Origin of the sequence: Kribbella sp. NPDC049584, from assembly GCF_040675555.1 — a bacterium.
Classification (GTDB): Bacteria; Actinomycetota; Actinomycetes; order Propionibacteriales; family Kribbellaceae; genus Kribbella.
The window spans coordinates 1154582-1168089 of the sequence record NZ_JBFAPF010000001.1; the positions used below are offsets into that span (position 1 = coordinate 1154582).

Annotated in this window: 14 protein-coding genes; 5 read left to right on the forward strand and 9 right to left on the reverse strand. The window is 67.5% G+C overall.

Annotation, left to right across the window (positions count from 1 at the left end; translation table 11 throughout):
- Positions 1–43: 43 nt before the first annotated feature.
- The 5 genes from AB0J62_RS05715 to AB0J62_RS05735 are packed head-to-tail and all read right to left on the reverse strand — an operon-like array spanning position 44 to position 4909.
- Positions 44–1135 carry a Gfo/Idh/MocA family oxidoreductase gene (locus AB0J62_RS05715; RefSeq protein WP_363864804.1) on the reverse strand — a complete coding sequence of 364 codons (1092 nt, stop codon included), beginning with the start codon at positions 1133–1135 and terminating at the stop codon, positions 44–46.
- Positions 1128–1901: a ThuA domain-containing protein gene (locus AB0J62_RS05720; RefSeq protein WP_363864806.1), complete on the reverse strand. Its 774-nt coding sequence runs from the start codon at positions 1899–1901 to the stop codon at positions 1128–1130. Before AB0J62_RS05720 ends, AB0J62_RS05715 begins: the two co-directional genes overlap by 8 nt.
- Before the next feature lie 19 nt (positions 1902–1920).
- The gene (locus AB0J62_RS05725) at positions 1921–2721 is read right to left on the reverse strand and encodes a carbohydrate ABC transporter permease (protein WP_134107242.1); all 801 of its coding nucleotides are present in this window, start codon (positions 2719–2721) and stop codon (positions 1921–1923) included.
- A gap of 9 nt (positions 2722–2730) precedes the next feature.
- The gene (locus AB0J62_RS05730; protein WP_363864809.1) at positions 2731–3669 is read right to left on the reverse strand and encodes a sugar ABC transporter permease; all 939 of its coding nucleotides are present in this window, start codon (positions 3667–3669) and stop codon (positions 2731–2733) included.
- A gap of 4 nt (positions 3670–3673) precedes the next feature.
- The gene (locus tag AB0J62_RS05735; RefSeq protein ID WP_363864811.1) at positions 3674–4909 is read right to left on the reverse strand and encodes an ABC transporter substrate-binding protein; all 1236 of its coding nucleotides are present in this window, start codon (positions 4907–4909) and stop codon (positions 3674–3676) included.
- Positions 4910–5058: 149 nt separating this feature from the next.
- Between AB0J62_RS05735 and AB0J62_RS05740 the strand changes: the two genes are divergently transcribed.
- Complete coding sequence (locus AB0J62_RS05740) at positions 5059–6123, forward strand: LacI family DNA-binding transcriptional regulator (RefSeq protein ID WP_363864813.1); 1065 nt, start codon at positions 5059–5061, stop codon at positions 6121–6123.
- On the opposite strand, the gene AB0J62_RS05745 is transcribed toward AB0J62_RS05740, so the two are convergent.
- The 4 genes from AB0J62_RS05745 to rplM all read right to left on the reverse strand — a co-directional run bounded on the left by AB0J62_RS05745 (position 6053) and on the right by rplM (position 9306).
- Entirely contained in the window at positions 6053–6874 is an 822-nt protein-coding gene (locus AB0J62_RS05745) for a LysR substrate-binding domain-containing protein (protein ID WP_363864815.1), read from the reverse strand. The two genes, AB0J62_RS05740 and AB0J62_RS05745, sit on opposite strands and share 71 nt — an antisense overlap.
- A 77-nt stretch (positions 6875–6951) precedes the next feature.
- Complete coding sequence (glmM, locus tag AB0J62_RS05750) at positions 6952–8298, reverse strand: phosphoglucosamine mutase (RefSeq protein ID WP_363864817.1); 1347 nt, start codon at positions 8296–8298, stop codon at positions 6952–6954.
- Positions 8299–8305: 7 nt separating this feature from the next.
- Positions 8306–8827: a 30S ribosomal protein S9 gene (rpsI, locus tag AB0J62_RS05755; protein WP_137258674.1), complete on the reverse strand. Its 522-nt coding sequence runs from the start codon at positions 8825–8827 to the stop codon at positions 8306–8308.
- A 35-nt stretch (positions 8828–8862) separates the two neighbouring features.
- Positions 8863–9306, reverse strand: a complete 444-nt coding sequence (gene rplM / locus AB0J62_RS05760; protein ID WP_130441431.1) for a 50S ribosomal protein L13 — start codon at positions 9304–9306, stop codon at positions 8863–8865.
- A 286-nt stretch (positions 9307–9592) separates the two neighbouring features.
- Here rplM and AB0J62_RS05765 point away from each other — a divergent pair, with 286 nt between their 5' ends.
- The 4 genes from AB0J62_RS05765 to AB0J62_RS05780 all read left to right on the forward strand — a co-directional run bounded on the left by AB0J62_RS05765 (position 9593) and on the right by AB0J62_RS05780 (position 13463).
- Positions 9593–10879, forward strand: coding sequence for a citrate synthase (locus AB0J62_RS05765; RefSeq protein WP_238160463.1), 1287 nt, complete (start codon positions 9593–9595; stop codon positions 10877–10879).
- Between the two features lie 102 nt (positions 10880–10981).
- Positions 10982–11785 carry an SDR family NAD(P)-dependent oxidoreductase gene (locus AB0J62_RS05770; protein ID WP_363864821.1) on the forward strand — a complete coding sequence of 268 codons (804 nt, stop codon included), beginning with the start codon at positions 10982–10984 and terminating at the stop codon, positions 11783–11785.
- Positions 11786–11817: 32 nt separating this feature from the next.
- Positions 11818–12396 carry an AAA family ATPase gene (locus tag AB0J62_RS05775; RefSeq protein WP_363864823.1) on the forward strand — a complete coding sequence of 193 codons (579 nt, stop codon included), beginning with the start codon at positions 11818–11820 and terminating at the stop codon, positions 12394–12396.
- A 65-nt stretch (positions 12397–12461) separates the two neighbouring features.
- The gene (locus tag AB0J62_RS05780; RefSeq protein WP_363864825.1) at positions 12462–13463 is read left to right on the forward strand and encodes a LacI family DNA-binding transcriptional regulator; all 1002 of its coding nucleotides are present in this window, start codon (positions 12462–12464) and stop codon (positions 13461–13463) included.
- Positions 13464–13508: the final 45 nt, after the last annotated feature.

Below are 13508 nucleotides of genomic sequence, written 5' to 3' on the forward strand. Positions count from 1 at the left end.
GCAAGCGCAATGTACGCACCGCCCCGTTGCACGGACTGAAAGGTTAGGGCTCCAGACCGACTGCCTTCAGCGGGTTGGGCCAGGACTTCAGGGCTGTCTGCAGGGCCGGGTCCTGGGTGGTGGCGATGGCCTCGGCGTGCGCCTCGGTGATGACGTCGGCGATGCGGACCGCGGCCCCGGTGTCGGCGGAGCGGACGGCGGCTTCGACCATGGCCAGGCTTACGACGTTGGAATGGACTTCGGATTGCGGCGTTGCCGACGTACGGACCGCGTTGACGAACTCGACCAGCGAGCCGGCGATCTCCTGGGGTTCGTCGGACATGACGGCCGGGAGGGGCTCGCCGGACACGAGCTCGGCGACGGGTGCGTTGTCGCCGTCCCAGGTTGCTGTGCCGGCCGCGGTGCTTGCGCGCCAAAAGCCGTTCCAGGACGTTTCGAGGCCTGGGGCGCACCAGCTGCCGGTGAAGGTGAAGCGGGAGCCGTCGGCGTACGTGAAGATCGCGGATGCGGCGGCGTTGCCGTCGAACCAGCTCCACGGCGGGTTGTACGAGTCGCAGTACACCGAGACGGGCTCGGACCCGAGGAGCTTGCGGGACAGGTCGAACTGGTGGATCGCCATGTCGACCAGGAGCGGCTCGGCCATGCGTTCGCGGAAGCCGCTGAAGTGGGGGGCTTTGTAGAACTCGCACGACAGGGTGCCGATCGGGCCGAGCTCGGCCAACTGGCGTTGGAACGCCGCCACGGCGCGGAAGTAGCGGCGGGATTGCGAGACCATCAGCAGCTTCCCGCTGACCTCGCTCGCCGCCACCATGACCAGGCATTCGCGGACTGTCTCGGCCAGTGGCTTCTCGCACAGCACCGGGAGGCCGCCGAGAAGTGCCTCGACGCTGACTTTCGGATGGGCGACCGGGACGGTGACATCGATGACCGCGTCGGCATCCGTGCTCAGTTCGTCGATGGAGCTCGCAATGGGAAGGTCGGCGAAGCCGTGCTGGTCAGCGGCGGCCCTGGCGGTGTCGAGGTCCAGGTCGACCAGTCCGACCAGCTCGACGTCGGGGTTCGCGGCGATGGTGCGGAGCCAGGCCCGGCCCATGCCGCCGGCGCCGACCTGGAGCAGCCGCAAGGGGTCAGGCATCCGCCGGCTCCTCGATCGGGCCGGAGTAGCCGTGACCGTTGAAGAAGTCGTCGGTCTCGTAGCGCAGCAAGGTCGGCAGCGACCGCTCGGGCAGATCGGTGCGAGCCCAGTTCACGCCGTTCGCGATCACCTTGCGGACGTCCTTGTGGTGGTAGACCGGGTAGTCCTGGTCGCCGGGTGAGAAGTAGAAGATCTTCCCGTGCCCGCGGCGGAACGTGCAGCCCGAGCGGAACACCTCGCCGCCGGAGAACGACGACACGAAGACCAGTTCGTCCGGGACGGGGATGTCGAAGAACTCGCCGTACATCTCCTGCTGCTCGATCACGATCGGGTGCGGGACGCCCTGCGCGATCGGGTGCGTCGGGTTGATCGTCCACACCAGCTCGCGGTCGCGTTCACTGCGCCAGCGCAGGGTGCACGTCGTACCCATCAGCTTGCCGAAGATCTTCGACCAGTGACCGGAGTGCAGCACGATCAGGCCCATACCCGACAGGACGTGCTGGTACACGCGGTCGACCACCTTGTCGTCGACCTCACCGTGCGCGGCATGCCCCCACCACACGAGCACGTCAGTGCCGGCCAGCACCTCGTCGGTCAGGCCGTGCTCCGGCTCGTCCAGCGTCGTGGTGGAGACCTTGGCGTCGGAGAGGTTCTCGCGGATACCGGCGGCGATGGTCTCGTGCATGCCGTCCGGGTAGATCTCGCGGACGTGCGGCTCGATCTGCTCGTGCCGGTTCTCGCCCCAGACGAGTACGTTCAACGTCATATTCGTGTCCTTAAAGAGTTTATTTGACGGCTCCGCCGATGGCACCGGCGGCGATGTACTTCTGCGCGGCGACCAGCAGCACGATGGCCGGGATCGCCGAGAGCACCGCGGTCGCCATCACCGCGTTCCAGTTCTGCACCTGCGTGCCGAGGTACTGGTAGATCCCCAACGTCACCGGCCGTACGCCGCCCTTGGTGGTCAGCGTGAGCGCGAACAGGAAATCGCTCCAGGAGAAGAGGAAACTGAACAGTCCCGCCGTGATCAGCGAGTTCCTGCTGATCGGCAGCACGATCGCCACGAACGCCCGGAACAGCCCGGCGCCGTCCACCCGCGCCGCCTCCACCAGCGACGGCGGCAGCGACATCATGAACGACCGCAGGATCAGGATCGCGAACGGTATCCCGCTGCTGCAGTTCGCCACGATCAGACCTGGGATCGAGTTCAGCAGCCCGATCCGTTCGTAGGCCGTGTACAACGCGTTCGCGATCACGATCCCCGGGATCATCTGCGAGATCAGGATCGCCAGCAGCCCGATCGACACCCAGCGGGACCGGAACTGCGAGAGCGCGTACGCACACGGGGTCGCGATCGCGAGACTGAGGACGACCGTCCCGGCCGCGATGATCATGCTGGTGACGAGGTTGCCGCCCTGCTCGTCGAGGGCGCGCTTGTAGCCGGTGAACGTCGGGTGCAACGGCAGGAAGCCCGCGGTCAGCGTGTTCCCGGACGGTTGCAGGGACGCGTTGACCATCCAGTAGACCGGGAACAGCATCACGGCCAGGATCACGATCCCGATGACGGTGTACGCCGTACGTCGCATGCTGACCTCCTACTCGTCGACCGCGCGGCGGGTGCTGCGCAGGTAGAAGATCGCGAACACGAACGAGATCGCGATCAGGATGTTGCTCAACGCGGCGCCCTGCCCGAACTTGAAGTCCACAAAGGATTTCTCGTACGACTGGGTGGCCAGCGTCTGCGTCGCGTTCGCCGGTCCACCGCCGGTGAGGCCGAGGATGATGTCGAGGACCTTGATCGTGTAGACGACCCCGAGCATCAGCACCACGCCCGCCACCGAGCGCAGGTTCGGCCAGGTGATGTGGAAGAACGCGCGCCATCCGGTCGCACCGTCGAGCTGCCCGGCTTCGTACAGCTCGTCCGGGATCTCGGACAGGCCGGAGTACAGCAGCGTGACGTTGAACGGGATGCCGATCCAGATGTTCACGCCGATCACCGCGATCAGCGCGACCGACGGCGAGTTCAGCCACGGCACCGGATCGTTGACGATGTGCAGGCCCATCAGGGTCCGGTTGAGGATGCCGCTGTCCTGCTCGAGGATCGAGCGCCAGGTCGCACTCGACACGATCAGCGGCAGCAGCCACGGCAGCAGGAGCAGCGAGCGCAACAGGCCGCCGAGCGGGAACCGATTCCGGAAGAACAGCGCCAGGCCGAGCCCGATCACGAACTGGAACGCGATCGACCCGACCGTGAACAGCGCGGTGTTGAGCATCGCGTCCGCGAACAGCTTGTCGTGCACGACCGTGGAGTAGTTCTGCAGTCCGACCCACGGCGCCACCCCGGTGAAGAACGTCTTCAGGGTGTAGTCCTGCAGACTCATCAGCAGGTTCTTCACCACCGGGTAGCCGAACAGGGCGACCATCGCCACCGCGGCCGGCAGCACGAACAGGACCTTGGTCAGGTCCTCGCCCCGGCGGCGCCGGCCGCGAACGCGCTCGCGGCCGGCCACCGTCGTACGTGTGAGTGCCACCATCGGATCAGCCCCCGGAGGCCTGCTTGAAGGCGTCCTGGGCAGAGGCCTTACCGGTCAGCGCCAGCTGGATGGCCTGGTAGATCACCTTCGCCGCGTCGGGCCACTTGTCGCCGAGCTTGCCGGTCCGGGACCGGGCGGTCTTGACCTGCTCGGTGAAGGCCTTCATCGACGGCACTTCCTTGACGTACTGGTCGAGCAGCGCGGTCTTGGTCGGGATGGTGAAGCGGGCCTTGGCCCAGTCCAGCTCGTTCTGGTCCGAGTTGAGGCACTTCACGAAGTCCGCGGCCTTCTGCTGCTTGGCCTGATCCTTGTTCAGCGGGACCGTCCAGGCCTCGCCGCCCAGCGGCGCGACCGGGGTCTGATCCGGCTTGTTCACCGGGAAGGTGACCACGTCCCACTTGATCTTGGGGTACTTGTTCAGCGCCGGGATCTGCCACGGGCCGTTGACCATCATCGCGGCCTTGCCGGCGATGAACTGGTCGTTGACGTCACCCTGGGTCCAGTTGATCACGCTCTTCGACGCGGATCCCGACTTCACCAGATCCACCCACAACTGCAGGGCTTCGGCCACCTGCGGGCTGGTCAGGTCGGTCTCGTCGCCGCCGTTGGTCCACATCGCCGGCAGGAACTGCCAGGAGCCCTCGTACGTCGCGTTGGCGTTGAACGCCATCCCGTACCGGCCGGGCTTGGTGAGCTTCTTGGCCGCGGCCTTCAGCTCGTCCCAGGTCTTCGGCGGCTGGACGCCGGCCTCGGCCAGCATGTCCTTGTTGTAGAACAGCGCGATCGTGTTCGTCACCGGGGCCAGTCCGTAGAGCTTGCCCTGGTACGACGTCGCGTCGACCATGCCCTTGATGACCCCGTCGCCGGTCAGACCCATGTCGTTGAGCGGCGCGAGCGCGCCGGTCGCGGCGATCTGCTGGACGTCGGGGTTGTCGAGCATCAGCACGTCGGGCAGCGTCTTCGAGGACGCCTGCTGCAGCACCTTTTGGATCAAGGTGTCACCAGGCACCGTCTCCCGTTGGATCGTGATGCCGAGCTGCGACGCGCAGGAGTCAAGTCCCTTCTGGACAAGGGATTTGTCCGGATCGTTGTTGTAGTAGTCCAGGATCGTGAGGCTCTTGACGCTGTCGCCGGACGAGGACGACGACTGGCCACCGCCGCCGTTGTCACCGCAGGCGACCAGCAGGAGCGACACCGTCGTCGCACCCGCCAGCGCGGCGGCGATCCGCTTGCTGATCATGACATCGGACTCCTTCTAAGCGTTTAACCAGGGGACGAGGGAAACCGTGCTGCTCTTGTCGATTGGGCGGTAAACCGCTTAACTGAGGCGTTGAAGGACTATGTTCCGTAGGTCACATCGCTGTCAAGAGGTCAGAGGGGGTTGAATCGATGGTCACGATGCGGGACGTCGCTCAGCGTGCCGGGGTGTCGATCGCGACCGTCTCGTTCCTGCTGAACGACACCAAACCGGTGACGGCGGCGACCCGGGCGCGGATCGAGCAGGCGATGGTCGAGCTCGGCTATCGACGCAACATGGTGGCCCGCGCGCTGGCCAGCCGGCGTACGCACATCATCGCGATGGCCTACCCGGCGCTGGAGCACCGGTTCGGGATGTCGACCGCGGAGTTCTTCACCAGCGCGGCCGAGGCAGCGCGTAAGGAGGACTACCACCTGGTGCTGTGGCCGGTCGGCAACGATGGGGTCGAGTTGCGCGAGCTGCTCGGGCAGGGCCTGGTCGACGGCGTGGTGCTGATGGAGGTGCAGCTGGACGATCCGCGGGTCGACGTACTGCAGCAGGCCGGTACGCCGTTCGCGATGATCGGCCGGACGACCGAGCTCGAGGGTTTGTCGCACGTCGACATCGACTTCGACACGACGGTCGAGGATGCGGTCAAGCATCTGTACGACCACGGGCATCGCGAAATGGCCTTGATTTCGGGCGATCTGGACGATCCCCGGTTCCACGCCTACGGCCCGTGGGTCCGGACCGAGGACGCCTATCGGCGGGTCGCGGCGTCGTACGGGCTGCCCGTCGTCGTACTGCCCTGCTCGGACACCACTCAGGCCGGCAAGCTCGCCGCGGAACGCTTACTGACGGAGCATCCGGAGACGACGGCGGTCCTCGTCCTGAACGAGTACGCCGCGCTGGGCGTCGTGTCCGGGCTGAGGCGCAGCGGCCGCGAGATCCCGGCCGACGTGTCGGTCCTGTCCCTGCTGATGGTCCCGGAAACCGCGGCGATGACGGACCCCGAGCTCACGATGATGCGAACTCCGGGTCCCGAGCTCGGCCAGCTCGGCACCGAGGCCCTGATCCGCGAACTCGAAGGCGCCGACCCGCTCCCGCCCCAACTGGTCCCCGCCAAACTCTTCCCCGGAGCGACGGTCACAGCCCCCAAAGCGCCGCGACCAAAGGCCTCCGCAGGTCGCCGCGCCGCACGCAAAGCCCGATCGTAAGCGGCTCCAACTCCCCCGGCACCTCGACCAGCCGCTCCCGCACAACCGACGACTCCAGCACCAGCCGCGGCACAATTCCTGTCCCGCATCCGAGTGCTACCAGCGCGAGTAGCGCTTCATGCCCGTCCGGCTCCGCGGCAACCACAGGCTTCGTCCCTGTCTTCCGGAACCACCGGTACGCCGCCTCCCGGACCAGCCCCCGCGCCGGTACGACGTACGACCCGTCGGGTTCGCTGTCGCGTGCGTGCACCAGCACGAGATCCGTGACAGCAACCGGACGACTCACAAGGGTCTGCGGAAGACGCTTCGGGATGCCGGCGACCGCCGCATCCACGTCGCCCTCGTCGAGTCGCGCGAGCGCGGCCGCCGCGTCACCCGTCCGTACGTCGAGCCGGATCTGCGGATGCGTTGCCCGCAAGGGCTCGAGAAGGTCGGGCAGCAGCGTCTGGCAGGCCGTGACGGTCGCGAAGATCCGCAGGTCGCCGGTCAGCCCGGCCGGCTCGTCGGATCCGGCCCGGTAGTCGTCCCACAGCCCCAGCGCCTGCTCGGCGTACGCCGTGAACCGCCGACCCTCTTCGGTCAGTACGACGCCCCGCGGCCCGCGATCGAGCAGCCGGGCGCCGGCCCGCGTCTCCAGCCGCTGGATCGTGCGGGTCAGCGTCGCCGCGCTGACGTGGCATTCGAGGCTGGTGCGTCCGTAGTTCAGCGTCCGCGCCAGATGCAGGAACAGCTCCAGCTCCCGATGCTCCACGCTCACCACCCTGGCACACGAAATGGGACCTTGAACAAGCTATTGCTTGTCCAAGGTCCCCATTTCGTGTGTTGACGTCAGAGTTTGAGTGAGGTCGCAACCACGTCGGCCAGTGAATGGGCGATCTCGTGCGCGGTGTCCGAGGACTCGGCCTCGACCATGACGCGGACGAGCGGCTCGGTGCCCGACGGGCGGAGCAGAACCCGGCCCGAGTCACCCAGGCGGGAGGTGGCATCCGCGACGGCGGACTGGACTGCGGCATCGGTGCCCGCGCGGTTCTTGTCCACGTCCTTCACGTTGACCAGGACCTGCGGCAGGCGGGTCATCGCGCCGGCCAGGTCGGCCAGGCTCTTCCCCGTCTGCGCGACCCGGGCCAGCAGCATGACCGCGGTCAGCGTGCCGTCGCCGGTGGTGGCGTGGTCGGACAGGATCACGTGCCCGGACTGCTCACCGCCGAGCTTGTGGCCGCCGGCCTTCATTGCCTCGAGCACGTACCGGTCGCCGACCTTGGTCTGCTCGACCGCGATCCGCTCCCGCACCATCGCCTGGACGAAGCCCAGGTTGCTCATCACGGTCGCGACGACCGTGTCGTTCGACAGCCGGCCGCTGTCGCGCATCGCGAGCGCCAGCACCGCGAGGATCTGGTCGCCGTCGACGAGCTCGCCGTTCGCATCCACCGCCAGGCAGCGATCCGCGTCGCCGTCGAGCGCGATGCCGACGTCCGCGCGGTGACCGATCACCTCACGCTGGAGACCCTCGATATGCGTGGATCCGCAGTTCAGGTTGATGTTCAGGCCATCCGGGGCGGCGGCAACCGTGACGACCTCGGCGCCGAGCCGGCGCAGTGCCTCCGGCGCGGTCTGCGAGGCCGCGCCGTTCGCGCAGTCGATGACGACCTTGAGACCGTCGAACCGGTTCGGGGCCGAGCGGACGAGGTGCGAGACATAGGTCTCGAAGCCCTGCCCGTCGTCGGTGACGCGGCCGACGTCGGCGCCGGTCGGGCGCTGCCACTCCTCGTTCATCCGGGCCTCGATGGCGTCCTCGATCACGTCGTCGAGCTTGATCCCGCCGCGGGCCAGGAACTTGATGCCGTTGTCCGGCATCGGGTTGTGGCTGGCGGACAGCATCACACCGAGATCGGCGCCGGTCGAGCCGGTCAGGTACGCGACGGCCGGGGTCGGCAGTACGCCGAGCCGGACGACATCGACGCCGGCGCTGGCAAGACCAGCGACGACGGCGGCTTCGAGGAACTCACCACTGGCACGAGGATCCCGGCCCACAACGGCGCGTGGCCGGTGCCCTTCGAAGGCACCGGCCTCGCCGAGTACGTGAGCTGCCGCGACCGAGAGGTCGAGCGCCAGCTCCGCGGTCAGGTCCACGTTCGCCAGGCCACGGACTCCGTCCGTACCGAACAAACGCCCCATCAGGTGATCAGCGCTTGCTGTACTGAGGCGCCTTACGGGCCTTCTTGAGACCGGCCTTCTTACGCTCCTTGATCCGCGCGTCGCGGGTGAGCAGACCGGCCTTCTTCAGACCCGGACGGTTGGCCTCGAGGTCGGCCGCGTTCAGGCAGCGGGCGACACCGAGCTGCAGCGCACCGGCCTGGCCGGTAATGCCGCCGCCGTTGATCCGGGCAATCACGTCGTACGAGCCCTCGAGGCCCGCGACGACGAACGGCTCGTTCACGTGCTGCTGGTGGACCTTGTTCGGGAAGTAGACGTCGAGGTCCTTCCCGTTGATCTTCCACTTGCCGGTGCCCGGGACGATCCGGACGCGGGCGACGGCCTCCTTGCGGCGACCAGTGGCGCCGGCCGGGTTGATGACCGCGACCCGACCCGTCTCGGCGCGCTGCTCCGGAGCCGGGTTCGTCTCGGAGGTGTAGGCGACCGGGCCCTCGTTGTCGATGGGGACCTCGGGGTCGAACTCTTCGGTCTCGGTGGTGATGTCGCTCACGCTGTGAATCCTCGTTTACCTGGTTCGTCGATCGCTTACTGGGCGATCTGGGTGATCTCGAACGGCTTCGGCTGCTGGGCCGTGTGCGGGTGCTCCGGGCCGGCGTACACCTTCAGCTTGGTCAGCAGCTTCCGGCTCAGGCGGTTCTTCGGCAGCATCCCCCAGACGGCCTTCTCGACGGCCTTACGCGGGTCCTTGTCGAGGATCTCGCCGATCGGCGTCGCGGTCAGACCACCCGGGTGACCCGAGTGGCGGTACGCCAGCTTGTCGGTCCGCTTGGTGCCAGACAGGGCCACCTTGGAGGCGTTGACGACGATGACGAAGTCCCCGCCGTCCACGTGCGGGGCGAACGTCGGCTTGTGCTTGCCGCGCAGCAGGGTGGCGATCTGGACGGCGAGCCGACCGAGCGTGACGTCGGTGGCGTCGATCACGTGCCACTCACGAGTGACGTCAGCAGGCTTCGGGCTGTACGTGCGCACGGTCGTTGACCTTCGTTTCTCAGAGGTTGACTAAAACTGGACGTCGGCGAGCGGTCAGCCGACACGGCAGTGCCTGTAACGGACCTGGAACGCACAACAGCAGCCCAGAATACCGGCGACGGCACGCGTGGGTCAAAGCGAGCCCACACGCCGAGGGGACCCCGGCTTGGAAGCAGCTGAGGACCGCACTAGTTTAGCGGTGAAGATTGCAGTCCGAACCCGCGTCCCGCCGGCTGATCTACCCTCATTCATCCAGGCGATGACGCCAGCTTCCGAAGAGGGCATTGTGACCGAACAGTCGCTCACCGTCCGGGACAACCGGACCGGCAAGGACTTCGACCTTGCCATCACCGATGGCACTATCCGTGCCGCCGACCTCAAGCAGATCAGCGCATCCGACGGCGACGGTGGCCTGGCCACCTACGACCCGGGCTTCGTCAACACCGCGTCCTGCCGCTCCTCCGTCACGTTCATCGACGGCGACAAGGGCATCCTGGAGTACCGCGGGTATCCGATCGAGCAGCTCGCCGAGCAGTCCAACTACCTCGAGGTCGCGTACCTCCTGGTGAACGGCAAACTGCCCAACAAGGCGGAGTACGAGGCCTGGGCCCACGACGTGACGTATCACACGTTCGTGCACGAGAACCTGAAGACCTTCATGCAGGGCTTCCGGTACGACGCACACCCGATGGGCATGCTGCTGGCCTCGGTCGGCGCGCTGTCCACGTTCTACCCCGAGTCGCGCAACATCTTCGACGAGGAGTCGCGGGCGCTGCAGATCCGCCGGCTGATCGCGAAGATGCCGACGCTGGGCGCGTTCGCGTTCCGGCACGCGCAGGGCAAGCCGTACGTGTACCCGGACAACGAGCTCAGCTACACGGCGAACTTCCTGTCGATGCTGTTCAAGATGAGCGAGCCGAAGTACGCCGCCGACGACCGCCTGGTGCGGGCGCTGGAGATCCTGTTCATCCTGCACGCCGACCACGAGCAGAACGCGTCCACCAACGCGGTCCGCGCGATCGGCTCCACCCAGGTCGACCCGTACACCGCGGTGGCCGGCGGGATCGGTGCCCTCTACGGCCCGCTGCACGGCGGCGCCAACGAGGCCGTGCTCAAGATGCTCCGCCGGATCGGTTCGGTAGACAACGTCGGTTCGTTCATCGAGGGCGTGAAGAACGGCGAAGAGCGGCTGATGGGCTTCGGCCACCGGGTCTACAAGAACTACGACCCGCGCGCGAAGATCATCAAGAAGGCCGCCGACGACGTCTTCGAGGTCACCGGCATCAACCCGCTGCTGAAGATCGCCGTCGAGCTGGAGAAGATCGCGCTGGAGGACGAGTACTTCGTCTCCCGCAAGCTCTACCCGAACGTCGACTTCTACTCCGGCCTGATCTACGAGGCCCTGCAGTTCCCGCCGGAGATGTTCACAGTCCTGTTCGCCATCCCCCGCACCTCCGGCTGGCTGGCCCAGTGGCTGGAGATGCTCGGCGACGGCGACCAGAAGATCGCCCGCCCCAAGCAGATCTACACCGGCGCCCGCGGCGTCCAGTACGTCCCCATGGGCGACCGCTGACCCTGTTCCCCAAACCGGCCCCTCGACCACTCCCGGTCGAGGGGCCGTTTGCTGTGTGCCCGCTCTGCGGTTTCTGTCTGTGGGGGCTGTTAGCTTCGGTTGATGGGGACGTTGGTGGGGAAGGTTGCGCTCGTCACCGGGGCGAGTCGTGGGGTTGGGAAGGGGATCGCTCTCGGGCTTGCCGAGCAGGGGGCGACTGTCTATGTGACCGGGCGGACGACGGCTGGCGGGGCGCCGCCGACGCCACTGCCGGGGACTGTCGAGGAGACCGCGGCGGAGGTCACCGCGCTGGGTGGGCGCGGGGTGGCGATCGCGTGTGACCATCGTGATGACGAGCAGACGCGGGCGGCTGTGCGGCGGGTGATTGATGAGGCCGGGCGGATCGACGTACTCGTCAACAACGTCTGGGGCGGTTACGAGTACTTCTGGGACGGTACGCCGTTCTGGGAGGAGGCCGGCTTCTGGACGCAGCCGATCGACCGCTGGGACTCGGCGTTCCAGGCCGGGGTTCGCGCCCACTACGTGACGACTGTCGCGGCAGCTCCGACGATGGTCGCCGCGGGGTCAGGCTTGATCGTCAACGTGTCGTCGGAGGGTGCCGAGAAGACCGACACCGGGGTCGCGTACGGCGCGGCGAAGGCGGCCACCGATCACATGATCGCGTGCATGGCTCATGAGCTCCGCGACCACGGCGTCACCGCGGTGTCGCTCTATCCAGGCCTGGTCCGCACCGAGTCGGTCCTGCGCGCCGCGGAGTACATCGACCTGACCGTCTCCGAATCCCCACTCTTCGTAGGCCGCGGAGTAGCCGCCCTGGCCGCAGACCCTGACGTGATCCGCCACACCGGCCAGGTGGTCCGCACCGGCGCCCTCGCCGAGGAGTACGGCTTCACGGATATCGGCTGACGCTGCACCGTTCCCGGCGTAGGCTCGTTCGAATGCCTTTCGCAACCCCCACGGACAGCCTCCCGAGCCGTCCTCGTCGCGTGCTGGTGGCCGGCACCTCGGCGTCGGGAAAAACGACCCTTGCCCGAGCCATCGGCGAGCGACTGTCGATCCCGCACATCGAGATCGATGCCCTCTTCCACGGTCCGGACTGGACACCGCGGGAGACCTTCGTGGCCGAGGTCGAGGAGTTCAGTTCCAGGCCCGGGTGGGTCACCGAGTGGCAGTACGACGCGGTGCGTCCGATGCTCGCCGACCGGGCGGACCTGCTGGTCTGGCTCGACCTGCCGAGGGCACTCGTGATGAAGCAGGTACTCCGCCGGACCTGGGGCCGCGGGATGCGGCGGCAGGAGTTGTGGAACGGGAACGTCGAGCCGCCGTTGTGGACGGTGTTCACCGATCGCGACCACATCATTCGCTGGGCCTGGACATCGCATCACCAGAACGCGGAGCGGGTCCAAGAGCTGCACGAACGGCGGCCGGAGTTGACGATCGTCCGGTTGCCGAGCCATCAGGCTTCGCAGAGCTGGCTCGACGGGCCGGTTCGGGACGCCGCCACGAAGGCTGGTTAAGCGCCCGGGAATTAACCACCGCGCAGTGGTTGATCCTTCCAGCGGGGCTGGTTAATGCTTTCACCATGGTTCGGGCAGGGCGGACGACGCTCAGGGATGTGGCGGAGGCGGCGGGGGTTTCCGTTGCCACCTGCTCCTATGTGCTGAGTGGGCGGGCCGATCGGACCACGCCGTTGCCGGAGGCAACCCGGAAGCGGGTGGAGAGCGCCGCGCAGAAGCTCGGGTACAAGGGGAACACCGCGGCGCGGAGCCTGCGGCGGCAGCGGTCGGAGTTGATCGCGATCGTTTACGCGCCGCCGGTGGGACCGTGGCTCGACCGGCTGACCTGGGAGTGCGAGGACGTCGCCGCCGCGCACGGGTACTCCGTGATCGGCGTCCCGGTACGCCGTCTCGACCGGGCAGCGCAGTCCCTGCGGGTCATCACCCGCGGCCATGTCGACGGCGCGATCTTCACCCCGGGGCTGAGCGACGACCTCGACCTGACCGCGGCCCGCCGTTCGACCCGCGCGCTGATGGCCTTCAGCGACGGCCTGCGAATGCCGGGGGCCGACGTCGTCCGCAACAACGTGCGTACGGCGCTCATGGAGGCGACGTCCTACCTGATCGACGCCGGCCGCGAACGGATCGCCTTCCTGTCCCACACCGGCGCCCCCGAGGATCGCTACCTCGGGTACGTCGATGCGCACCGGCGGGCCGGCCGCGACGTCGACCCGAACCTTGTCCGGGTCGGAGCCGCCTCCCGCGAGGACGCCGTACTCGTGGTCCGTGAGCTGCTGGACTCACCGAGCCCGCCGGACGCGGTCGTCTCCGAGTCCGACCGGGGCGCGTTCGCCGCGTTGCAGGCGGCCGTCGACCGGGGCGTCAAGGTGCCGGACGACCTGGCCGTGATCGGCACCGGCAACACCCGGGAGGCGACGTACTCCCAGCCGCCGCTGACCAGCGTCGGCATGCATCAGCTCGACTTCACCGAGATGGTCGAGGCGCTGTTCGCACGGATCGACGATCCCGCACTGCCGGCCCGGGAGCTGTTCATGCCGTGGGTGCTGAACCACCGCGCCTCCGCCTGACCTCCCAACCACCGCGCCACCGCCTGCCCGTCGAAAGGTTTCGTC